Origin of the sequence: Azospirillum sp. HJ39, assembly GCF_041507355.1 — a bacterium.
Lineage (GTDB): Bacteria > Pseudomonadota > Alphaproteobacteria > Azospirillales > Azospirillaceae > Azospirillum > Azospirillum thiophilum.
Map to the genome: position 1 here is coordinate 364,272 of NZ_CP167909.1, position 21,564 is coordinate 385,835.

The 21,564-nt window shown below is 69.7% G+C and carries 18 protein-coding genes; 8 read left to right on the plus strand and 10 right to left on the minus strand.

Annotated features, from left to right (window positions below; translation table 11 throughout):
- Positions 1-122 precede the first annotated feature (122 nt).
- The 3 genes from xylF to ABMY26_RS09095 are packed head-to-tail and all read left to right on the plus strand — an operon-like array spanning position 123 to position 3,291.
- Positions 123-1,193, plus strand: coding sequence for a D-xylose ABC transporter substrate-binding protein (gene xylF, locus ABMY26_RS09085; RefSeq protein WP_372395378.1), 1,071 nt, complete (start codon positions 123-125; stop codon positions 1,191-1,193).
- Positions 1,193-2,500 (plus strand): sugar ABC transporter permease, encoded by a 1,308-nt coding sequence (locus ABMY26_RS09090; RefSeq protein WP_372395379.1) that lies wholly within the window; start codon positions 1,193-1,195, stop codon positions 2,498-2,500. The genes xylF and ABMY26_RS09090 overlap by 1 nt, the downstream gene beginning before the upstream one ends.
- Positions 2,497-3,291: an ATP-binding cassette domain-containing protein gene (locus tag ABMY26_RS09095; protein ID WP_372395380.1), complete on the plus strand. Its 795-nt coding sequence runs from the start codon at positions 2,497-2,499 to the stop codon at positions 3,289-3,291. The genes ABMY26_RS09090 and ABMY26_RS09095 overlap by 4 nt, the downstream gene beginning before the upstream one ends.
- 4 nt (positions 3,292-3,295) lie before the next feature.
- Here ABMY26_RS09095 and ABMY26_RS09100 read toward each other — a convergent pair whose 3' ends face one another.
- Complete coding sequence (locus ABMY26_RS09100; RefSeq protein WP_372395381.1) at positions 3,296-3,958, minus strand: MSMEG_1061 family FMN-dependent PPOX-type flavoprotein; 663 nt, start codon at positions 3,956-3,958, stop codon at positions 3,296-3,298.
- Positions 3,959-4,054: 96 nt separating this feature from the next.
- On the opposite strand from ABMY26_RS09100, the gene ABMY26_RS09105 reads away from it, so the two are divergent.
- The 3 genes from ABMY26_RS09105 to ABMY26_RS09115 all read left to right on the plus strand — a co-directional run bounded on the left by ABMY26_RS09105 (position 4,055) and on the right by ABMY26_RS09115 (position 6,685).
- The gene (locus tag ABMY26_RS09105) at positions 4,055-4,714 is read left to right on the plus strand and encodes a TetR/AcrR family transcriptional regulator C-terminal domain-containing protein (protein WP_372395382.1); all 660 of its coding nucleotides are present in this window, start codon (positions 4,055-4,057) and stop codon (positions 4,712-4,714) included.
- Between the two features lie 104 nt (positions 4,715-4,818).
- A complete protein-coding gene (locus ABMY26_RS09110) occupies positions 4,819-5,823 on the plus strand; it encodes an AAA family ATPase (RefSeq protein ID WP_372395383.1) in 1,005 nt (334 codons plus the stop codon).
- Positions 5,813-6,685, plus strand: coding sequence for a ParB/RepB/Spo0J family partition protein (locus tag ABMY26_RS09115; protein ID WP_372395384.1), 873 nt, complete (start codon positions 5,813-5,815; stop codon positions 6,683-6,685). The genes ABMY26_RS09110 and ABMY26_RS09115 overlap by 11 nt, the downstream gene beginning before the upstream one ends.
- Before the next feature lie 159 nt (positions 6,686-6,844).
- Here ABMY26_RS09115 and ABMY26_RS09120 read toward each other — a convergent pair whose 3' ends face one another.
- A complete protein-coding gene (locus tag ABMY26_RS09120; RefSeq protein WP_372395385.1) occupies positions 6,845-8,035 on the minus strand; it encodes a plasmid replication protein in 1,191 nt (396 codons plus the stop codon).
- A 765-nt stretch (positions 8,036-8,800) separates the two neighbouring features.
- Between ABMY26_RS09120 and ABMY26_RS09125 the strand changes: the two genes are divergently transcribed.
- Both ABMY26_RS09125 and ABMY26_RS09130 read left to right on the plus strand, forming a co-directional pair.
- Complete coding sequence (locus ABMY26_RS09125) at positions 8,801-9,727, plus strand: helix-turn-helix domain-containing protein (protein ID WP_372395386.1); 927 nt, start codon at positions 8,801-8,803, stop codon at positions 9,725-9,727.
- 10 nt (positions 9,728-9,737) lie between these two features.
- Positions 9,738-10,376 carry a hypothetical protein gene (locus ABMY26_RS09130; protein ID WP_372395387.1) on the plus strand — a complete coding sequence of 213 codons (639 nt, stop codon included), beginning with the start codon at positions 9,738-9,740 and terminating at the stop codon, positions 10,374-10,376.
- 11 nt (positions 10,377-10,387) lie between these two features.
- On the opposite strand, the gene ABMY26_RS09135 is transcribed toward ABMY26_RS09130, so the two are convergent.
- The 8 genes from ABMY26_RS09135 to tkt form a co-directional block, all read right to left on the minus strand.
- Complete coding sequence (locus ABMY26_RS09135) at positions 10,388-11,545, minus strand: alpha-hydroxy-acid oxidizing protein (protein ID WP_372395388.1); 1,158 nt, start codon at positions 11,543-11,545, stop codon at positions 10,388-10,390.
- Positions 11,546-11,572: 27 nt separating this feature from the next.
- Positions 11,573-12,433 carry an IclR family transcriptional regulator gene (locus tag ABMY26_RS09140; RefSeq protein ID WP_372395389.1) on the minus strand — a complete coding sequence of 287 codons (861 nt, stop codon included), beginning with the start codon at positions 12,431-12,433 and terminating at the stop codon, positions 11,573-11,575.
- Positions 12,434-12,577: 144 nt separating this feature from the next.
- Positions 12,578-13,510, minus strand: coding sequence for a dihydrodipicolinate synthase family protein (locus tag ABMY26_RS09145; protein ID WP_045585734.1), 933 nt, complete (start codon positions 13,508-13,510; stop codon positions 12,578-12,580).
- A 36-nt stretch (positions 13,511-13,546) separates the two neighbouring features.
- Positions 13,547-15,334 carry an ABC transporter permease subunit gene (locus ABMY26_RS09150; protein ID WP_372395390.1) on the minus strand — a complete coding sequence of 596 codons (1,788 nt, stop codon included), beginning with the start codon at positions 15,332-15,334 and terminating at the stop codon, positions 13,547-13,549.
- Position 15,335: 1 nt separating this feature from the next.
- Positions 15,336-16,463 (minus strand): ABC transporter ATP-binding protein, encoded by a 1,128-nt coding sequence (locus ABMY26_RS09155; protein WP_372395391.1) that lies wholly within the window; start codon positions 16,461-16,463, stop codon positions 15,336-15,338.
- 191 nt (positions 16,464-16,654) lie between these two features.
- Positions 16,655-17,737, minus strand: coding sequence for an ABC transporter substrate-binding protein (locus ABMY26_RS09160; protein ID WP_372395392.1), 1,083 nt, complete (start codon positions 17,735-17,737; stop codon positions 16,655-16,657).
- A gap of 61 nt (positions 17,738-17,798) precedes the next feature.
- Positions 17,799-19,220 (minus strand): FAD-binding oxidoreductase, encoded by a 1,422-nt coding sequence (locus tag ABMY26_RS09165; RefSeq protein ID WP_372395393.1) that lies wholly within the window; start codon positions 19,218-19,220, stop codon positions 17,799-17,801.
- A 334-nt stretch (positions 19,221-19,554) separates the two neighbouring features.
- Positions 19,555-21,546 carry a transketolase gene (tkt, locus tag ABMY26_RS09170; protein WP_372395394.1) on the minus strand — a complete coding sequence of 664 codons (1,992 nt, stop codon included), beginning with the start codon at positions 21,544-21,546 and terminating at the stop codon, positions 19,555-19,557.
- Positions 21,547-21,564: the final 18 nt, after the last annotated feature.

Below are 21,564 nucleotides of genomic sequence, written 5' to 3' on the forward strand. Positions count from 1 at the left end.
GCCCTCCAGCAAGAATCCAGAATGTGCATCCCCCTCACCCCGCCCCTCTCCCCGGGGGGGAGAGGGGGATTTCACGTCCATAACGCCGCTGAACCCATGCGGCCACACAGGGAGGAAACACGATGAAGCACCGCCTCGCCACCACCATCAAGGGCACCGCCGCCGGCCTGTTCCTGACGCTGGCCGCCGCCATGACCATGACCTCCACGGCGGCGCTGGCCGCCGGCACCACCGTCGGCGTGTCCTGGTCGAACTTCCAGGAGGAGCGCTGGAAGACCGACGAGGCGGCGATCAAGGCCGTGGTCGAGAAGGCGGGCGGCAAATACCTGTCAGCCGACGCCCAGTCCTCGCCGGCCAAGCAGCTGTCGGACATCGAATCGCTGATCTCCCGCGGTGCCCAGGCGCTGATCATCCTGGCGCAGGACGGCGACGCCATCCGCCCGGCGGTGGAGAAGGCGGCGGCCGAAGGCATCCCCGTCGTCGGCTATGACCGGCTGATCGAGATCCCGTCGGCCTTCTACATCACCTTCGACAACAAGGAGGTCGGCCGGCTCCAGGCGCGCAGCGTCTTCGCGCTGAAGCCCAAGGGCAACTACGCCTTCATCAAGGGCAGCTCCACCGATCCGAATGCCGACTTCCTGTTCGCCGGCCAGATGGAGGTGCTGAAGGCCGCCATCGACCGCGGCGACGTGAAGAATGTCGGCGAGGCCTATACCGACAAATGGCTGCCGGCCATCGCCCAGCAGAACATGGAACAGATCCTGACCAAGACCGCCAACAAGGTCGATGCGGTGGTCGCCTCCAACGACGGCACGGCCGGCGGCGCGGTGGCGGCGCTGGCGGCGCAGGGGCTGGCGGGAACCGTGCCGGTGTCGGGCCAGGACGGCGACAAGGCGGCGCTGAACCGCATCGCTCTCGGCACCCAGACGGTGTCGGTGTGGAAGGATGCCCGCGAGCTGGGCCGCCGCGCCGCGGAGATCGCCCTGGATCTCGCCGGCGGCAAGAAGATGACCGACATCGCCGGTGCCGCGACCTTCGACGGCGGGCCGAAGAAGCAGAAGATGACCTCGCTGTTCCTGACCCCGGTCGCCATCACCAAGGACAATCTGGGGATGGTGATCGATGCCGGCTGGGTCGGCAAGGATGTGGTCTGCCAGGGCGTGAAGCCGGGCAGCGTCAAGGTCTGCAACTGATGGCGGAGCCGTCCACCCTGTCCACCGCCGGCCCGGCTTCACGCCGGGCCGGGCTCGGCGACGCCCTGCGCGCGCTGGAGCTGGACACCCGCATGGTCGGGATGATCGGGGCGCTGGCCGTGGTCTGGATCGGTTTCGACATCCTGACCGGCGGCGCCTTCCTGACCCCGCGCAACCTGTGGAACCTGTCGGTGCAGGCGGCATCGGTCGCGGTGATGGCGACCGGGATGGTGCTGGTCATCGTCACCCGCAACATCGACCTGTCTGTCGGCTCCATCCTGGGCTTCACCGGCATGGTGGTCGGGGTGCTCCAGGCCCGCATCCTGCCGGAGCTCTGGGGGTTCGACCATCCGCTGACCTGGATGGCGGCGGTGGTGGCGGCCGTCGCCGTCGGCGGGGCGGTCGGGGCGCTGCAAGGTGCCATCGTCGCCTATCTCGGCGTGTCGTCCTTCATCGTCACGCTGGGTGGGCTGCTGGTCTGGCGCGGGGCCGCCTGGTGGGTGACGACAGGCCAGACGGTGGCGCCGATGGACGGGCTGTTCAAGCGGCTGGGCGGCGGGTTCGAGGGGGCCATCGGCGCCGGCCCCAGCTGGGCGGTCGGCATCGCCGCCGTCCTGTTGTCGGTCGCCGCCATCCTGGTGACGCGGCGGCGACGGGCCGGCTTCGGCTTCCCCGTCCGGCCCTTATGGGCGGAGGGGGTGGTGATCCTGCTGGTCGCCGCCGCCATCGTCGGCGCGGTGCTGGTGGTCAACAGCTACCCGCTTCCCGTCCCGGTGGTGCGCCGGATGATGGAGGCGCAAGGCCTGTCCACCGACGGCGGGCTTCCCTTCGTCGCCCACGGCTTCGCCATCCCGGTGCTGATCGCGCTGGCGGTGGGGGTGGGGATGACCTTCCTGTCGCGGCGCACCCGCTTCGGCCGCTACGTCTTCGCCATCGGCGGCAACCCGGAGGCGGCGGAGCTGTCCGGCATCAACACCCGCCGCGTGCTGGTGATGGTGTTCGCCCTGATGGGGGCGCTGTGCGGCCTGTCCGCCTGCATCGCCACCGCGCGGCTGAACGCCGCCACCAACGCCAACGGCACGTTGGACGAGCTGTATGTCATCGCCGCGGCGATCATCGGCGGCACCTCGATGGCCGGCGGCGTCGGCACCATCCTCGGCGCGATGCTGGGGGCGCTGGTGATGCAGTCGCTCCAGTCCGGCATGGTGCTGCTGGGGGTGGACGCGCCGATGCAGAACATCGTCGTCGGCGTGGTTCTGGTCGCCGCGGTCTATGTCGACACGCTCTATCGCAGGGGGATGAAATGACCGGCCTCGGATCGACACCACAGGCGACGCCGCTGGTGGAGATGCGCGACGTCTCCATCGCCTTCGGCGGCATCAAGGCGGTGGACGGCGTCAGCATCGACCTGAATGCCGGCGAGGTGGTCGGGCTGCTCGGCCACAACGGCGCCGGCAAATCGACGCTGATCAAGATCCTGTCGGGCGCCTATGCCGCCGACCATGGCGAGATCCGGGTGAACGGCGAGCCGGTCCACATAGCCAGCCCGCGCGACGCCAAGCGCTGCGGCATCGAGACGATCTACCAGACGCTGGCGCTGGCCGACAATGTCGACGCCGCCGCCAACATCTTCCTGGGCCGCGAGAAGCTGACCGCCTGGGGCACGCTGGACGACCACGCGATGGAGGCGGAGGCGCGCAAGGTGATGGGCCGCCTCAACCCGCATTTCCGCCGCTTCAAGGAACCGGTGAAGGCGCTGTCGGGCGGACAGCGCCAGTCGGTCGCCATTGCCCGCGCCATCCATTTCGACGCCCGCGTCCTGATCATGGACGAGCCGACCGCGGCGCTTGGCCCGGCCGAGACCCGGCAGGTCGGCGAGCTGGTCAAGCAGCTGAAGCAGGAGGGGATCGGCATCTTCCTGATCTCCCACGACATCCACGACGTGTTCGACCTTGCCGACCGCATCCATGTAATGAAGAACGGCAAGCTGGTCGGCAGCGCCAGCGTCGCCGACGTCACCAAGGACGAGGTGCTGGGCATGATCATCCTCGGCAAATGCCCGCCGGGCGCGGTCCCCGGGCCGGGAGCGGCGGCCTGACCGCTCAGACCTTCGACTCGCGGTAGAGCTGTTCGTCCAGCGCCTTCTCGTACATCGCATCGATCTGCTCGACCGACAGCTCCGCCAGCCCCGTCTGGTCCTTCACCACCTGCCCCGGCGACGGCATGTCCTGCGGGACGGCCCAGGCGTCGGGCTGCCACAGATGGGACCGGCGCAGCGCCTTGCCGCAATGGAAGAAGGCCTCCTGCACGGCCAGCCGGATGGCGGCCTTCGGCGTGCGTCCCTCCTCGGTCAGCCGTCCGAGCAGGGCAGGGTCGGTGGTGACGGTGGCGATGCCGTTCACCCGCAGGAAGATGTCCATTCCCGGCACCAGGAACACCAGCCCGCAGGCCCCGTCGGAGGTCAGGATGTTGGTGATCGACGACAGCTTGTTGTTGCCGGGCCAGTCGGGCAGGGCCAGCGTCCGGCGGTCCTCCGCATGGACGAAGCCGGGCCGCCCGCCACGGGGGGAACAATCCATCCCGCCGGCCACTCCGCCGCCCATCCCGCCGCCGCTCGCGGTGGCGACGAAGACCAGCGGCGATTCCGCGACGAAGCGCAGGCAGTGATCGTCCAGGAACGGGAAGGTCGTCTTCTGCATGCGCTCGGTCGGCATGTCGTAGAGCTGCCGCAGCGCCTCGACGGTCAGGATGCGATGGGGATCCATGGGCTTTCCTCGATGGCTTTCCGCAAAACTAACGTTGTTAGATGTAACTAACGCCGTTAGATTGTCAACCGCGACGAGGACGGCGGGGAAGCGGCCATGCGGGTGCAGCGACAGGACATCATCGATGCCGCCATGGCCCTGCTGGACGAGGTCGGGGTGGATGGGCTGACGATGCGGCGGCTCGCCGGTGCGCTGAACATCCAGGCGCCGTCGCTCTACTGGCATTTCGCCAACAAGCAGGCGCTGCTGGACGCCATGGCCGACGCCCTGCTGGCGGGGATGGTGCTGCCGCCCGACGACGGGCTGCCCTGGGACGAGTGGCTGAAGGCGATGGCGGTGGAGTTCCGCCGCACCCTGAAATCGCGGCGCGACGGTGCGCGGTTCTATGCCGGCACCTTTCCGATGATGGACAATGTGCTGCGGATCAGCGACCGCATCATCGCCAGATTGCGGGCCGCCGGTGCCGACGGGCACACGGCCGCCCGCGCCATGCTCACCCTGCAATACTACGTGCTGGGCTTCACCATCGAGGAACAGGCGACCTTGCCTCCCAACGGCGGTGGCGAAGGGGTGGATTTGAAGCGCATCGCTCAGCAGATGACGGCGGAGCAGGCAGCCCGCTACCCGGACATCGCCGCCACGGTGATGCTGATCGCGGACGACGACGACGACGCCCGCTTCCTGTTCGGGCTCGACCGGCTGCTCGACGGGCTGAAGGCCGTCATTCCGTCCGCACCCGGGCAGCGCACCGGCTGAAGACCGGCCCGTCCTGTTGAGGCATCCGGCCAGCGGACGGTTGACAATGTTGAGGGTCGCAGCGAAGGATGCCGCCGTCTGTTCGATGGGGGAGTGTGCGGACCATGGCGGGGGAAAGCCTGAAGGGGTTGCGCGAGGAACGCGGCTGGAGCCAGGGCGAGTTGGCCGCATGGCTGAACGAGAAGCTCGGGCGGAAATACGACCGCTCGCAGGTCAGCCGCTGGGAAAGCGCCGCGGAACGCACGCCCAAGACGGTGGCCGAGTTGGTCGAGACCGAACGCGGCTCCGACCGTCCGCGCCATGCCACGGTGGTGATGGCCGGCAACCAGAAGGGCGGCACCGCCAAGACGGAAACCAGCCTGTGCCTGGCTTATTGCCTGCTGGCGCAAGGCGCGCGGGTGCTGCTGGTCGATTGCGACAGCCAAGGATCGGCGACCGTCCATCTCGGCTATTCGCCGACGCAGATCGACCGGATGGAGGCGGAGCGCCAGACGCTCTACTACGCGCTGGCCGACGACCGGCCCTTCACCGACTATATCCTGCAGACCTCCGAACCGCGGCTGGATCTGGTGCCGGCCTTCGTCAGCCTGTCCGACGCCGACGTCGAGCTGGCCACCGGCAAGCTGACGACGATCCGCCACCGGATCGGCGAGGTGCGCCACCTCTACGACTACATCGTGCTCGACACCGCGCCGAACCTCGGGCTGGTCACCGTCGGCGCGCTGGAGGCGGCGGATCTGCTGCTGGTGCCGGTGCAGACGGAATCGCTGGCGCTGGTCGGGCTGCGCCATGTGCTGCGCTCGCTGGAGGGGCTGCGGCGGCGGCGCAACCCGCATCTCGAGGTGATCGGCATCCTGCCCACCCTGTTCTCCGCCCGGCTGACCCAGGACAAGGCGACGCTGGAGGATCTGTGGCGCGCCTATGGCGAGCGCTATCGCATCTACGACCCGATCCCCCGCGCCACCGTCTATGGGCAGGCCGCCGCGGCCGGCGTCATCACCCTGTCGGCGGTCAAGAATGTTCCCGGCCGTGCCGTGTTCGAACAGGTCGCCGCCGACGTGCGCGCCGCCGCCCGGGCCCGCAAGGAGAAGAAGCTCAATGTCGCGTAAGCTCGCCCGCCGCGCCGACCTGACGGCCCCCGCTCCCGCAGGCCAGCCGCAGGCCATCCGCAACGCGGTGTTCGGCGTGTCGGAGGATTTCCCCCCCGTCATCGAGGTCGACATCGACCGCATCGACCGCCATGCCCACCAGCCGCGGGCGGCGCAGGACGACGCCTCGCTGGAGGAGTTGCGGCGGTCGGTCGAGCGGCACGGGCTGATGTACCCGATCCTGGTGACGCGCAGCGGCGAGGACGGCTATGCCCTGGTCGGCGGCGGCCGGCGGCTGCGGGTGTTCGAGCTGCTGGGGCGCAGCACCATCTTCGCCCGCATCCTCGGCGGCGACCCCGACGAGCTGGCGCTGGTCGACAACCTCCAGCGCAAGGCGCTGAACGCGGTGGAAACCGCTCGCTCGCTCGACGGGCTGCGGGCCAAGCACGGCTACACCCAGGACAAGCTGGCCGAGGTGGTGGGCAAGACGCCGGCCGCGATCTCCCGCGCGCTCGGCATCCTTGCCCTGCCGTCGGATGTGCTGGACGAGTATCTGACCCTGACCGACCGCGTGCCGCCCACCACGCTGGAGGAGGTCGCCGCCGCCCACGACGAGGCGGGCCGGCGCAAGCTGTGGGCCCTCGCCCGCAAGGGTGCCACCGCCCGCGCGGTGGCCGAGACGCGGCAGGCGCTGAAACGGCGGGATCCAGGTGGCCAGGATCCAGGCGGCATCGTGCTGAAACGCCGGGCTGCCGGCGCCGCTGTGCGCGGCATGATCCAGGCGCTCGGCAAGCTGGAGGAGAACCGCGAGGGGATCGGCGCCGCGGAGCGGGCGGCGCTGGACGCGCTGCGGCAGCGGATCGCCGGCCTGCTCGGGGATTAGGAAGGGGGCCGGGCGGGAGCGGGATCCCGCCGCCGCCTCGCCCGTGGCCTTCGCCATGCCGGCCAGCAGCGTCAGCTGCGTATCGGGGCCGGGCTTCCAGGTGGCGGGCCGCCTGACCCTCTTAAGTCGACTTAAGCACGCATAAGATGTGAATGATGGTCACGCCACGCCTTTCCCGGCGCGGGCGCCCAGCAGCGTGACCCGGCGGCGGCGCACCTCGACGCTCTGGCCCGGGGTGATCGGCAGGAACTCCTTCGGGCGTTCGTCGCTGCCGACGATGGCCCTGTAGGTGGCGGCGTTCGCCTCCCGCACGTCGTTGCCGCGGCGAACCTGATCCAGGAACTTGCCGCTCGGCATCATGACATACTCGATGTCGTTGATGCGCCGGCCGTCCTTCGACACCACCTTCTCGACGCGGTCGAGGATGCCCTCCTCCACCAGGGAATCGACGGCCAGCGTCACCGTGCGCAGGGTGTCGCGCCGCCGGCTCCACTCGTTCATGCCGCTGTTGTTGATGATGTCGTCGGCCGACAGGGTCATCGGCGGCACGTCGTGCGCCCCGTCGGGCGTGCGCGTCAGATCGAGGTCGCCGTACTCGATGGACAGGCGGTTGTAGAGCCAGCGCGCCACCGGGCTCTTCAGCCGCATGATCCACTGGTAGGAAATCGGCTTGAATTCCAGGTTGCGGATGGCCGAGGCCACCAGCGCGTTGAACTCCAGATAGGTGTCGTCCTCGTCGCCTTCTCCGCCTTCGCCGGTGCGCGGCCGGATGTAGAGGGTCGGGAAGACCGAGGATTCCAGCACGGGCCGCGCCGATTTGCGGCCGTTCTCGGGCACCTTGCTGATGATCATGCGCGTGCGGGCCAGGATCTCCAGCGCCTCGCGGATCTCGGCGGTGTCCATCGTGCGGTTGACGGCACGCAGCTCCCGCCGGATTTCGTACAGCGAGAAATGGACGCGCACGCGGTCCTGCTTGTCCCCCATCAGCGACAGGCGCGAGCGGTCCATCGCCAGCCGGCGGACGACCTGCTCGACGATCTGCTCGCGCTCGGATGGGAACACCTCATACTCGACCATGCGCTTGTCTGCGGGGTCGTCGCCCGGTGCCGGCTTGGCCGGGCGGTAGATGCGGGCGGGCTGCAGCGTCAGGGTGAAGAGGGAGTCCTTGAAGGGAAACTCCTTGTGGACCGACTGGACGAACGCGTTGGCGGCCGGCAGCTCCGGCTCGGTCCCACGGCCTTTCGACACGAAGACGAAGCGCGGCGCCGTGTCGTAAAGCGCGATCATATGGGACTGACTGCGGTCCTCCATCTCGAACAGCGTCAGCTGGACCGCGTTCGCCTTGCTCATGGCTCATCCCTCCTCACCCGACCGCCACGATAGGAGCGCGTGGCGTACCGGCGCAACCGGCGGCGCGGACCGGGCACCGCCGCCTGTGTCCCGTTTGGCCGCGCCTGTGTAGGAAATACCCGCGCTTGTGTCCCGATTGCCCGCACTTAGACCATGCCGCCGGCGGAGAGGGGGCGGCGGAGCGGCCATAAGCGCCCAACCGGCGCGAATCGGACCGCTGTGGCGAAGCGCGAGCATTCGGGACACAGATTCGGGAGCCGGCCGGGTGATGCCTGGCGGCGCCGAAGCGCGGGCAAATGGGACAGCCCTGCAGCCAGCGTCCCGCAACCGCGAGCATTCGGGACACAGACATCTGCCGCAGGCACATGGCCAGCGGACGAAACGCGGGCAAAGGGGACAGCTTCGGTCGCCGGAGACGGGCGGCGGCGCCGTTCCTACGGCGACAATCCGTCCTGCGAACCGCAGGCAACCGCCCCAAAACGCGGGCAAAGGGGACAGGGCTCCCGCAGTGCCGGCAGCCTCTCCCCGCTCCAAGCGCGGGCAAACGGGATCGAATCCGATTCGCGGCGCCGGCGCGGGCAAAGGGGACACATCCGCGACCAGGACCGACACAGGCGCGGGCCGATGGGACACAGGCGCGGGTGAAGGGGACACAAGCGACTCGGTCCCCTTTGCCCGCGATTCGACGGGGGCGGCAGTCGGCGGAATCCTTCGCTCAAGTTCAAGCGGCCCCTTGCCGGCCATACGAGATTCCCGGAGCGTCCCATGCAGTCACCCTTGCCCTTGCCCTTGCCATTGTCACCGCCGCCGCCCGCCACCGCCAATCCCCCCGATGCCCGCGCCCCCGATACGCGCCGCTGGGGCCGGATTCCGGCCTGGTGGCTCGACCAACCCGGCCTGGACGCCGACGGGTTCGCCGTGCTGGCGGCGCTCGCCACCTTCGCCGACGAGGACGGATTGTGCTGGCCGTCGCAATCGACGCTGGCTGCCAAGCTGAAGCGGTCGCGACCCACCGTCAACCGCATCATCCAGGGGCTGAGCGACCTTGGGCTGATCAGGGTCGAGCACCGCCGCGGCCGTGATGGCGCCCGCCTGTCCTGCCTCTACCGCCTGCGCTTCACCCCCCTGGAGGAGGAGGGCGCCCAGGCAATCGCCGCCGCCGCAGTCACGGCTGCCGCACGCCCTGTTCCCACCGCCGACAGGGATGACTCTGAGACGCACACCCCCTGTCCGCCCCCGAGTCAGGAACAGGTCCATTTCAAACAAACTTCGGACTCGCTCGCCAAGGGCGGGCGCAAGACGGCACGGGAGGTTCCTGCGGATTGGATGCCCAACGCCGACGACCTCGCCTGGGCAGCAGCCTGCCATGCGGGCATCGACCTCGGCCGCCATGTCGAGGGGTTCATCCTGCGCTGCCAGGCCCATGGCTACCGCTACCGGGACATTTCCGCCGCATGGCGTGCCTGGCTCTCGCAGGACGCGGCGGCCGGCAAGGCGCCTGTCGACCGCAGCCGTCCGTCGGCTGCCCTGGCTCCGGTTGCCGTCCGGCAGGAGGCCCCCCGCATCGCCCGTCAGGCCATGCCGTCCGGTGCCGGTGCGGCCGAACTGCGCCTGGGCGCCTGGGCCGCCGCCGCTGCGGAATTGCGCAATCGCGCCGCTGCTCGCGCAGACGCGGCGCCATCCTGGTCGTGAGGGTTCCGCAATGACCGTCAGGGCGACCGTCACCCCGCTGCCGCGCTCCCGCATCGCCGCCTTCGACCCCGGATTGCCGGCGACCGAACGGCAGGCCCATCTTATGGCCATCCTGCCGCCCGCCCTCCAGGATCTCCTGGCCCGCGGACGCACCGAACGGCGACCGCGCTTCGGCGAGGACGGCTTCGACGGCATGATCGAGCTGTGGACGCCGCCGGACGGCATCACGGCTGCCCAGGCTGCCCAGGCGCGTCAGGCACTGGAGGAGTTTTCCGCCAGCGTGCTGGCCCCGGTCGACGGCGACCGTCTGCTCGGCCGGGTGCTGACCCTGCTGAGCCATTTTCCGGCCAAGGGGCTGACCGCCGATGTCGAACGGATGATGGCGTTGGATTGGGCCGAGGATCTGGGCGAATACCCGGCCTGGACGGTGGATGCCGCTGCCCGCATCTGGCGCCGGACCCGGAAATGGCGCCCGTCCATCGCCGAGATGCGTGCCCTGTGCGAGGAGATCTGCGCCCCGGAACGCGCGCTGGCCGACCGCCTGCAAGCGCTTGCGGCAGCGGCGCCTCAGCCGGACATGCGCCCCGGAACTCAGCGGGCCAATCATTTGTGCGCCATGACGTCCGGTGCGCTGCGCCGGATGGGATGACCGCGATGCCGTTACGCGCAGCCGCGCAGATCGCCGACCGTCCGGCAGCCGAGCAGGGCCATGGTCCGGTCCAGCTCGTCGCGCAGGATGGCCAGGGCATGCTCGGCCCCCGGCTGGCCGCCCGCCGCAAGGCCGAACAGCGGGACGCGGCCGAGCAGCACCGCCGACGCACCGGCGGCCAGCAGCTTCGCGGCATCGCTGCCGCGGCGGACGCCGCTGTCGGCCAGCACGGTGAGCCGGTCCCCGACGCTGTCGGCGATCCGCGGCAGCACCGCCAGCGGCGACGGTGCGCTGTCCAGGTTGCGCCCGCCATGGTTGGACACGACGATGGCATCGACTCCGGCGTCGGCCGCCCGGATCGCGTCGGCCGGTGCAAGCAGGCCCTTGAGAATGATCCGTCCGGCCCAGCGCTGCCGCAGATCCGCGACGTCCTCCCAACTCACGCGGTCGCACAGCCGGATCCGCTCGTGCGACGCGGCCTCGGTGATCCGGGTGCGGAATTCCGGCGGGTAATGGGCATAGCCCGGCCAGCCGCCGGCGCGGAGCAGGCGCAGCAGCACGCCGCACAGCCAGGCGGGATGAAGGGCGACGTCGACGGCCCCGCGCAAGCTCGGGACGACCGGGACGCTGAAGCCGTTGCGCTGGTTGTACTCGCGCTTGGGCGATACCGCGGTGTCGACCGTCAGGATCAGCGTGTCGACGCCGCAGGCGGCGACACGGTCGAGCAGGGCATGGGTCAGGCTGCGGTCGCGCCAGACATAGAGCTGGAACCACAGCTCGGCCCCCGCCTCGGCGATCGCCTCGATGCTGGTGATCGACTGGGTCGAGACGCAGAAGGGGATGCCGGCGGCGCGCGCCGCCCTGGCCAGCAGCACCTCGCCGTCATAGCGCACCAGACCGGCGGCGGCTGTCGGGGCGACGATGAAGGGCAGGGGGCGCTCGCGGCCGAACAGCGTCACGCCGACATGGCGGTCGTGAGCGTCGACCAGCACCCGCGGCATCAGTTCGCTGCCGTCGAAGGACTGGCGCAGGCGACGCAGTGCCGTCTCGTCCTCGGTGCCGCGGTCGATGTAGTCGAACAGGCCACGCGGCAGATAACGCCGGGCCATCCGGCGCAGGTCGTCGATGTTCAGGCACGCCCGGTAGCGTGCCGTCCGGTAGCCTGTCATGGCGGCATCGCCTCCCGCTGTGTGGCGCTATCGCGAATAGCTGCCGAACTTGTGGACGGAGATGGAGGCCGCCGCCACCTGCACATGCCGGGCGAGTTCCTGTTCGACCTGTTCCGGCGTCCAGCGCGTGGCGGGGACCGAGATGCTGATGCCGGCCACCGCGCGGCCATGCTCGTCGGTGATGGCCGCGCCGACGGAGATGTCGCCCATCACCGCCTCGTTGGTCAGCAGGGCATATCCCTTCTCTCCCGCCTCGCGCACGCGGGCGCGCAGGCGGTCGGGATCGCAGATGGTGAAGGGGGTGAGCGGGCGCAGGTCGGTGCGGGCCAGGATGTCCTCCCGCTCCTCCTCCGACAGGCGCGACAGGATGGCGGTGCCCGACGCCGTGTAATAGGCGGGCAGGCGGCTGCCGACCATGAACTCGATGTTGACCAGATGCTTGCCGGGAAAGCGGGCGACGAAGACGATCTCGGCGCCGTCCAGCTCCTGGAGGTTCGCGGTCTCGCCAACGCTGCGGCTGATGTCCAGCAGGTAGGGGAAGGCCTTCTCGATCAGCTCGTTCGCGCGCTGGTAGTTGTAGGAGAACTGCAGAAGCTTCGGGGTCAGCGCATAGTTGCGCGTGCCATGGACACGGCGCAGATAGCCCAGGACCTCCAGCGTGTAGACCAGCCGTTGCGCCGCGCTGCGGTCCAGGTTGGCGGCCTTGGCGATCTCCGACAGCGGCATCTGGCGGTGCGGCCCGTCGAAGGCGTGCAGGATCTGGAAGGTCTTTTCCGTGGACCCGACGAACAGCGAGGATTCGCGTGGATCGGCCTTCGGCTTCGCGCCCGCATCCGCCGCCACGGTCTTCCCGTCCGCCCCGTTCACGGAGTCAGCCGTCTTCGGCATCCGTCCTGCTCCTCGCGTCATAGGCTCCCCCATCGGCAGTCTTCACCCGGCCGGCTTCTCGTCCGGCGAACCCGCGCTACGCATAGCATCCGGCGAGCCGAATGCCACGCGCATCGCGGGTCCCTGGCGCGTCCAGGGCGGCGCTCAGGCCGGCTGGACCGCCGCCACGCCTTCATAGGTGACCAGCAGGCGCGACAGCTCGCGCCGCAGGGAGCGCTTCAGATCCTCGGCCGGCTCGCGCAGCGGCGCCAGCATCGCCGGGGCGTCGACGCCGATCAGGTCCATCACCGCCTTCATCGGGCCGGGGTTGGTCTCGGCGAAGGCGAGGTTCATCATCGGGATCAGCGACCGGTGGATCTCCAGCGCCTTGTCCAGCTTGCCGGTCGAGGCGAGGTCGAAGATGAGGCGCCAGGCGCGCGGCAGCAGGTTGGCCGTCACCACGATGCCGCCCTTCGCCCCGGCCGCGACCTGCAGCGGGAACAGCGTGTCCTCGCCGCTCAGCATCGCGAAGGAGGAATGCACCCCCGCCACCGTGCGCAGGAAATGGTACATGTCGGTGTTGCAGGCCTTCATGCCGACGATCCGCTCGTGCCTGGACAGCTCGTGCAGGATCTCCGGATCGACGGCGATGCGGGTGCGGTAGGGGATCTCGTAGATCAGGATCGGCACCGGCGATTCGTCGGCATAGCGCAGGAAATAGTCGCGGATGCCGGCCTGCGTCGGGTTGGTGTAGTAGGGGGTCAGCACCAGCAGCCCGTCCACCCCGGCCGCGGCGAAGTCGCGGCCGGCGGCCAGCGCGTCGTGATAGCCGGTGTCCAGAACGCCGGCTATCACCGGGCCGCGCTTGCCATCCGCGCCCGCCATCGCCTCCACCGCCAGCTCGGCGAAGCGGATGCGCTGGTCCTTGGCCAGCGCGCCATATTCGCCGGTGCCGCCGAGCGGGACCAGCCCGTCGATCCCCTGGCGGAACAGCCAGGAGAACAGCGCCTTGGACGCCGCCACGTCGATGGTGCCGTCGGAGGTCACCGGCGTCGGGGTGGCGGGCAGAATGCCGCGAAGCTTCGTGGCGTCAAGCATGTCTAATCCTTGGAAGAGGCGAGGGGTGAAGGTGGATCAGGCGGCGAGGCTGCGCCGGCGCAGCCGGTCGGCGGCATAGATCAGCACGGCGACGAACAGCAGCAGGCCGGTCGACACCGCCGCGATGACGGGCGAAACCTGCAGCGTCACCTCGTCCCAGAACTGCTTGGGCAGGGTGGCGCTGAGGCCGCCCGACGAGAACAGCGAGATGGTCAGCTCGTCGAAGGAGGTGGCGAAGGCGAACAGGAAGGACGACAGCATGCCGGCCCCCAGGATCGGGAAGGTGACGTGGCGCAGCGCCGCCAGCGGCCGGGCGCCCAGGCTCTGCGCCGCCATGTCCAGCCGGGTGTCGTAGTTGCGCAGCACCGCCATCATCGTCATCACGACATAGGGCACCGCCACCACGGTATGGCCGATGACCAGCCCCAGGATCGTGCCGACCAGCCCCATCTGGGCGAAGACATAGAACATGCCGACGGCGATGATCATGCGCGGCACGACGATGGGCGACAGGATGAAGGCCAGCATGGCGCCCTTGCCGCGCATGTGGCTGCGCACCATCAGGAAGGCGGCGGGAACGCCGATCGCCATCGCCAGCAGGCCGGTGCCGAGGGCCACCACGATCGACCGCCACAGCGCCTGCATCCAGATCGGCGATTGCAGCAGCTGTTCGTACCATTGCAGGGTGAAGCCCGACGGCGGCCAGGCCAGCCCGCCCTTGCCGAAGGACAGCGGGATCATCAGGAAGGCGGGCAGGCTGATCAGCACCAGCAGCAGCCAGACGACAGCCGACAGCGCCACCGGCTGTTCGCTGCGCTCCCGGATGGGATGGCGGCGCGGCAGCAGGCCGATCGCCGCGTCGCTGGCCGAGCCGAGCAGCCCGAGCACCCGCCCGCCCAGCCGCCGCATGGCGGTGTCGCGGTTGCGCACCGCCGCGCTCTCCCCGGTCAGCGAGGCGAAGCCGAAGACGCGGTCGTACAGCACGAACACCACCAGCACCACCGTCAGCAGCAGCACCGAGATGGCGCCGGCCAGGCCCCAGTTCAGCGTCTGCTGCACCTGGTCGATGATCAGCTGGGTGATCATCGTCTCGCGCCGTCCGCCCAGCAGGGCCGGCACGATGAAGAAGCCGATGGCAGAGACGAAGACCATGATCGCCGACGCCGCGACGCCCGGCAGCGACAGCGGGAAATAGACGGTCCAGAAGGCCGTTCCCGGCTTGGCGCCCAGCGTGCTGGCGGCGCGCGGCAGGGTGCGGTCGATGTTCTCCATCACCGCCAGCATCGTCATCACCGCCAGCGGCAGCATGGCGTGGACCATGCCGACCAGCACCGAGCCGAAGCCATAGAGCAGGTCGAGGGGCCGGTCGATGATGCCCAGCGACATCAGCGTGCTGTTGATGACGCCGTTGCGGCCGAGAATGACCACCCAGGCGAAGGCGCGCACCAGGAAGCTGGTCCAGAAGGACAGCAGCACCCAGAAGATCAGCCGGCTCTTCGCCGGCCCCTTGGCGACCGAGATCAGGTAGGCGATGGGATATGCGGCGACCACCGAGACCAGCGTCGTCGCCAGCGAGATCTTCAGCGTGATCCACAGCACGGTGACGTAGAGGCTGGAGGCGAACAGCTGCGCATAGGGCGCCAGCGTGAAGCCCTGCCCGTTGTAGACGCTGAGCGCCAGCAGCTGCCCGACCGGGAAGACCAGGAAGGCGGAGAGAAGGAGGACGAGCGGGGCGCCCATCAGCACCGGCTTGCGCCAGGCGGGCGGCGGGGAATGGCGCTTGGCGCCTGCGGTGTGGGTCATGGCCAGGGACTGTCCGCTCATGTCACGCCGCTCCCGCAACGGCCGGGCTGTCGGCGATGACCACGGCGTCGCGTCCGCTCCAGGACAGCGTCAGCACGTCGTCGATGCGGACCGCGTCGGCTTCGTTGCGGGTGGGGAAGGCGGCGACCAGCGGCGGCAGGTTGCGGTCCAGCGGCTCCATGTAGACCTTGGTCAGGCTGCCGGTGACCATCACCTCCGACACGCGGCCCTCGACGCCGGGCGCGGAAGCCCCGGATGCGGTTTGCGCCTGGCGGGCGACCGCCAGGTTCTGCGGCCGCACCATCACGCGGACCTGGGTGCCCTGCGGCAGGTCGTGGCCGTTGGCGAGCGCGCGGCCGGGGATGCCGACGCTGCCCACCCCGACCTCGACCTCGTCGCCGACGCGGGCGCCGAGGCCGGCGGGCAGGATGTTGGATTCGCCCAGGAAGTCGGCGACGAACAGCGAGCGCGGCCGGAAATACAGGTCGGCCGGCGTGCCCAGTTGCTCGATCCGCCCGGCATTCATCAGGCAGATGCGGTCGGACATCGTCATCGCCTCTTCCTGGTCATGGGTGACGTACACGATGGTCGTCCCCATCTCGCGGTGCAGGCGCTTGATCTCCAGCTGCATATGCTCGCGCAGCTTCTTGTCGAGCGCGCCCAGCGGCTCGTCCATCAGGATGATCGACGGCTTGTAGACCATGCAGCGGGCGAGCGCGACACGCTGCTGCTGGCCGCCCGACAGCTCGCGCGGGTAGCGGCCGGCGATGTGCGGCAGATGGACCATCTCCAGCGCCTCGCGGGCGCGCCGCCTGGCGTCGTCCGCCGCCACCTTCCGCATCTTCAGCGGGAAGGCGATGTTCTCCTCGACGGTCATGTGCGGGAACAGGGCGTAGTTCTGGAACACCACGCCGATGTCGCGCTCGTAGGGCGGGGCGTAGGTGACGTCCTGGGACCCGATGCGCACGCTTCCCTCGTCGGGCGGGACGAGGCCGGCCAGCAGGCTGAGCAGCGTCGTCTTGCCGGAGCCCGACGGGCCGAGCAGCGTCAGGAACTCGCCGTCGGCGACGACGAGATCCGTGGGGGCGAGCGCCACGAAATCACCGTAGCGCTTGGCGAGGCCCTGGACGGAAAGGCTGGAAGAAGACATGCGCGCCTCCTCGCGAAGGGGTGGGCCGAAGGATGGGAATGCGAAAGGTCGAGAGAGCACAGGCGTGCCTTTGCCCCCTCCCCGACCCTCCCCCACCTGCGGTGGGAGAGGGGGGCATGGCTGCCGGGCAGCGGAGTTCCCTCTCCCGCGTCAGCGGGGGAGGGCTGGGGAGGGGGAAACGCGACGGCGCCTCAGCTCAGCAGCCACGCATTGTAGCGCTCGAGCCCGGTCTGCTGGTTCTTCAGCCAATAGTCGGCGTCGATCTTCAGGCCGCGCTCGATGTTGGCGGGGAAGGTCGGGCAGTCGGGGGCGATCTTCGCGTCGATGTGCTTGAAGGCCTCCGGCTGGGTGACGCCGGCCGGGAAGAACTTCACCAGGGCCGCCTGCCGCTTGGGGTCGGAGGCGAACTTGATGAACTGGCGGCAGGCGTCGGCGTTCGGCGTGCCGGCCAGGATCGCCCAGCTGTCCAGGCCCCAGATGTTCTGGTCCCACACGATGCCGACCGGGGCGCCGGCCGCCATCGCCGCCTGCGGGCGCGACACCCAGGTCGGCACCATGTCGACCTCGCCCGACAGCAGCATCTGCTCGACCTGCGCGCCGCTGGTCCAGAACACCGAGATGTCTTTCTTGATGCGGTCCAGCGCCTTGATGGCGCGGTCGATGTCGCAGGGATAGACTTGGCCGGTCGGCACGCCGTCGGCCATCAGCGCCTGCTCGATGGTGTCGAACGGGTGCTTGCGCAGGGCGCGGCGGCCGGGGAAGTTGGCGACGTCGTAGAAGTCCTTCCACGAGGCCGGCGCCTTGCGGCCCTTGAAGGCGTCGGTGCGGTAGGCCAGCACGGTGGTGTAGACGTTGGTGCCGACGCCGTATTCCGACATGTACTGCTTGGGGATCGAGGCGACGGCCGGATCGGCCTCCAGCCCGTGCTTCTCCAGCAGCGGCTTGTCGCCGCCGGTCAGCATCAGGATGGCCGGCTGGCTGATCTTGGCCATGTCCCAGGTGTAGGACTTCGCTTCCACCATCGAGCGGATCTGCGCCGTCGGCTCGGCGTTCGCCTGGACGCCGACCACCTCGATGCCGGTGGCCTCGGTGAAGGGCTTGTAGAAGATCTCGCCATAGGCCTTGGTGTAGATGCCGCCGTCGTCGCGCACGACGATCCGCTTGTTCTGCGCACGGGCCGGGCTCCAGATCGCGGGCATGGCGAGCGCGGCGGTGCCGGCGGCGCCGGCTTTCAGCAGAGTGCGGCGGGACCAACCGGATTGGCGGATGCTCATGTCGGAACTCCTCTTGGTGGGCTGGGACGGCGGAAGGATAGGGACGGAGATTGGAAAGGCTTCAGCCCGGCGGCAGCAGGCGGCCGGGGTTGAAGATGTTCTGCGGATCGAGCGCCTGCTTGACCGCGCGCATCAGCGCCAGTTCGGCGGCGGGCTTGTAGCGCGCCATTTCCGCCAGCTGGACCCGGCCGACGCCGTGCTCGGCGCTGAAGGTGCCGTTCAGCCGCGCGGCCTCGTCGTTGACGGCATGGCGGATGGCGACGGCCAGCCCGTCGCGGTCGGCGACCGCCTGCCAGTCTTTGAAGCTGAAGAAGGGGATAAAATGCACGTTGCCGTCGCCGAGATGGGCGACGACGATCGCCGGCAGGCCGGGCACCAGCGCCCGCACCGCGGCGGTCGCGGCATCGATGAAGGCGGGCACGGCCGACAGCGGCACCGCACAGTCGGTGGTCAGCCCGACGCCGGCCTTCTTGTTGGCCTCCGACACGCTGTGGCGCACCTCCCACATGGCGTGGCGCTGCGCGTCGCTGGCGGCGAGCGCGGCATCGGTCAGCAGCCCGTCGCCGAAGGCATCCTCCAGGATCGCCTGCAGCTCGGCGTCGAGCGCGTCGCCGTCGCTGTTGTCGGACAGCTCGATCAGCACATGCCAGTCGGCCGGCGTCCCGATCGGGCTGCGGCGTCCCGGCACATTCTCCATCACCAGATCGAGCTGCAGCCGGTTGATCATCTCGAAGGCCGACAGCCGGGCGCCGCAGCGCTGCTGCACGCGGGTCAGCAGGGTCAGCGCGTCGGCGGGCGACGCCATCCCGACCCAGGCGATTGCATGGCGCGTCGGCAGCGGGTGCAGCTTCAGCGTCGCCGCGGTGATGATGCCGAGCGTGCCTTCCGACCCGATGAACAGGTGCTTCAGGTCATAGCCGGTGTTGTTCTTGCGCAGGCCGTACAGGCCCGACCAGATGGTGCCGTCGGCCAGCACCACCTCCAGCCCCAGCACATTGTCGCGCGTGTTGCCGTAACGCAGGACCGAGGTGCCGCCGGCATTGGTGGCGATGGTGCCGCCGATCTGGCAGGATCCCTCCGCGCCCAGGCTGACCGGATAGAGGCGCCCGGCCGCCGCGGCGGCTTCCTGCACGGTGGCGAGCACGCAGCCGGCCTCGACCTCCATCGTGCTGTTGACCGGATCGATGGCGCGGACGGCGCGCATCCGCGTCAGGCTGAGGATGACCGGGGCGGGGCCGGTTTCCGACGGGACGGCGCCGCCGCACAGGCTGGTGTTGCCGCCCTGGGGCAGCACCGGAACGCCGTGCCGGGCGCAGCAGCGCACGACCGCCGACACCTGTTCGGCGGTCGCCGGCCGGGCGAGGCACAGCGCGAGACCGCGATAGCGGCCGCGCCAGTCCTCGGTCACGGCGTCCAGGTCGGATGGGGATGTCAGAACGGCGTCGGCGCCGATGAGGCCCGACAGCTCTGCGATCACGTCCACACGCGATCTCCTTGATCTGCATGGTGTCTGTGCTTGGGTGCCGTCTTTGTAATCGTTATTCGATTACATCAACTGAAATATGATATCCTGTGATTGGCCCGCCAACAATCCACTTTTTGCATAGAGACCGAATTTTTGGATAGGGACCGAATGTTCCGGACCGGTGAGTGTCCCGACCGGGCAGGCAGGGGCGTCATGGCGGGGCGGAAGGTCCGCACATGACGAAGCGAGCCCGCCGCAGGCTGTGCGGCGGGCTCGGTGAAGGCTGGGATCGGTTCCGGTGCGCAAAGCCCGGCGGGCCGGTCGCCCGCGCCATGCTCCAGGCTCGGACGGGCTAGAGCCTTGTCCGCACCGCGTCGGCGACCCGCTCCGGCGTGATGCCGAAATGGCGATAGAGGTCGGGCGCCGGGCCGGAGGCGCCGAAGCCCGTCATGCCGACGAAGCCGCCGTCCTCGCCGATATAGCGCTCCCATCCCTGGACCACCGCTGCTTCCACCGCGACACGGACGGTCGAGCGGTCGACGACCGACCGGCGATAGGCGGCATCCTGCCGCTCGAACAGTTCCCAGCAGGGCATCGACACCACGGCGGTCGGAACGCCGCCCTCCTGCAGCAGCGCGCGCGCCTGCAATGCGACGGCAACCTCCGATCCGGTGGCGAGCAGGGTGGCGCGCCTCGGGCCGCCGGCCGCCTCCGCCAGCACATAGCCGCCGCGGCGGCAGTGGTTTTCGGCATCTGCACCCTCGGCATCCGCGCCCGGACGCACCGGATCCAGCGGCTGGCGGGCGAAGACCAGGGCGGTCGGGCCGGAGCGGTGCTCCAGCGCGATCTCCCAGCATTCGGCCGCTTCCACCGCATCGGCCGGACGCAGAACCAGCAGGTTGGGAATCGCGCGCAGCGCCGCCAGGACCTCCACCGGCTGGTGGGTCGGGCCGTTGGTGCCGATGCCGATGGAATCGTGGCTGAACACGAAGATGACCGGCAGCCCCATCAGCGCCGCCATGCGGATGGCCGGGCGCTCGTAATCGCAGAAGGCGAGATAGGTGATGCCGCTCGCCACCACGCCGCCATGGGCGGCCATGCCGTTCAGCATGCTGCCCATGGCATGCTCGCGGACGCCGTAATGGACGTAGCGGCCGGCCCGGTCGTCGGCGGTGAAGGCGGCGAGCCGCCGCTTGTGCAGGGTGGCGCCCTCCAGGTCGGGGGCGCCGCTCAGCATCTCCGGGATCGCTTCCGTCATCAGGTCGACGATGTCGCCGGAGATCTTGTAGCCATGGTCGGCATGCCCGCTCTCCGCCATGCGGCGCTTGAAGGCATGGAGCGCGCCGGCCCAGCCGTCGGGCAGGCGCCCCTCGCGCAGGCGGTCCAGCTCGCGGCGGAGGTCGGCCGGCAGCGCCTCGACACGCGCCTGCCACGCCTGCTGTTCCGCCGCACCGCGCCGGCCGGCCTCGCGCCAGGCGGAGCCGACATCCTCCGGGATCTCGAAGGGCGCCGAAGGCCAGTCCAGCGCGGCCCGGGCGGCGTCGGTGTGGTCCTTGGACAGGCGGGCGCTGTGGGCGGCCCGCTGCCCCTCATGGGGCAGGCCGCGGCCGATCACCGTGGTGCAGGCGATCATCGACGGCCGCGGGTCGAGCCGGGCGAGGCGCAGCGCCTCCGACACGGCGTCGATGTCGTGGCCGTCGACCTCCTGCACATGCCAGTTGCTGGCTCGGAAGCGGGCGACCATGTCGTCGGACAGGGCGAGATCGATGCCGCCGTCGTCGGTGATGCGGTTGTCGTCCCACAGGAAGGTGAGCTTGCCCAGCCGCAGATGGCCGGCCAGCGCGATCACCTCCTGCCCGACGCCCTCCTGGAGGCAGCCGTCGCCGACCAGCGCATAGGTGCGGTGGTCCACGATGCCGTCGCCGAAGCGGCTGTTGAGGAAGGCTTCGGCCAGCGCCATGCCGGCGGCGTTGGCGATGCCCTGCCCGAGCAGGCCGGTCGTCACCTCGATGCCGCAGGACCGGTCGATTTCCGGATGCCCGGCCGTGTGCGCGCCCAGCGTCCGGAACCGCCTGATCTGGTCCAGCGTCATTGTCTCGTAGCCGCTCAGATGCAGCAGCGAGTAGATCAGCATGGAGCCGTGGCCGTTGGACTGGACGAAGCGGTCGCGGTCGAACCACAGGGGATCGGCGGCGTTGAACTTCAGGTGCCGGGTGAACAGCGCCGTCACGATGTCGGCGGCGCCGAGCGGGGTTCCCGGATGGCCTTCCCCCGCGCGTTCGATGGCGTCCATCGACAGGAAGCGGATCGCGTTCGCCAACCGGCGCGGATCGACGCTGGGCATGAGCTTGGTCCTTTCGGA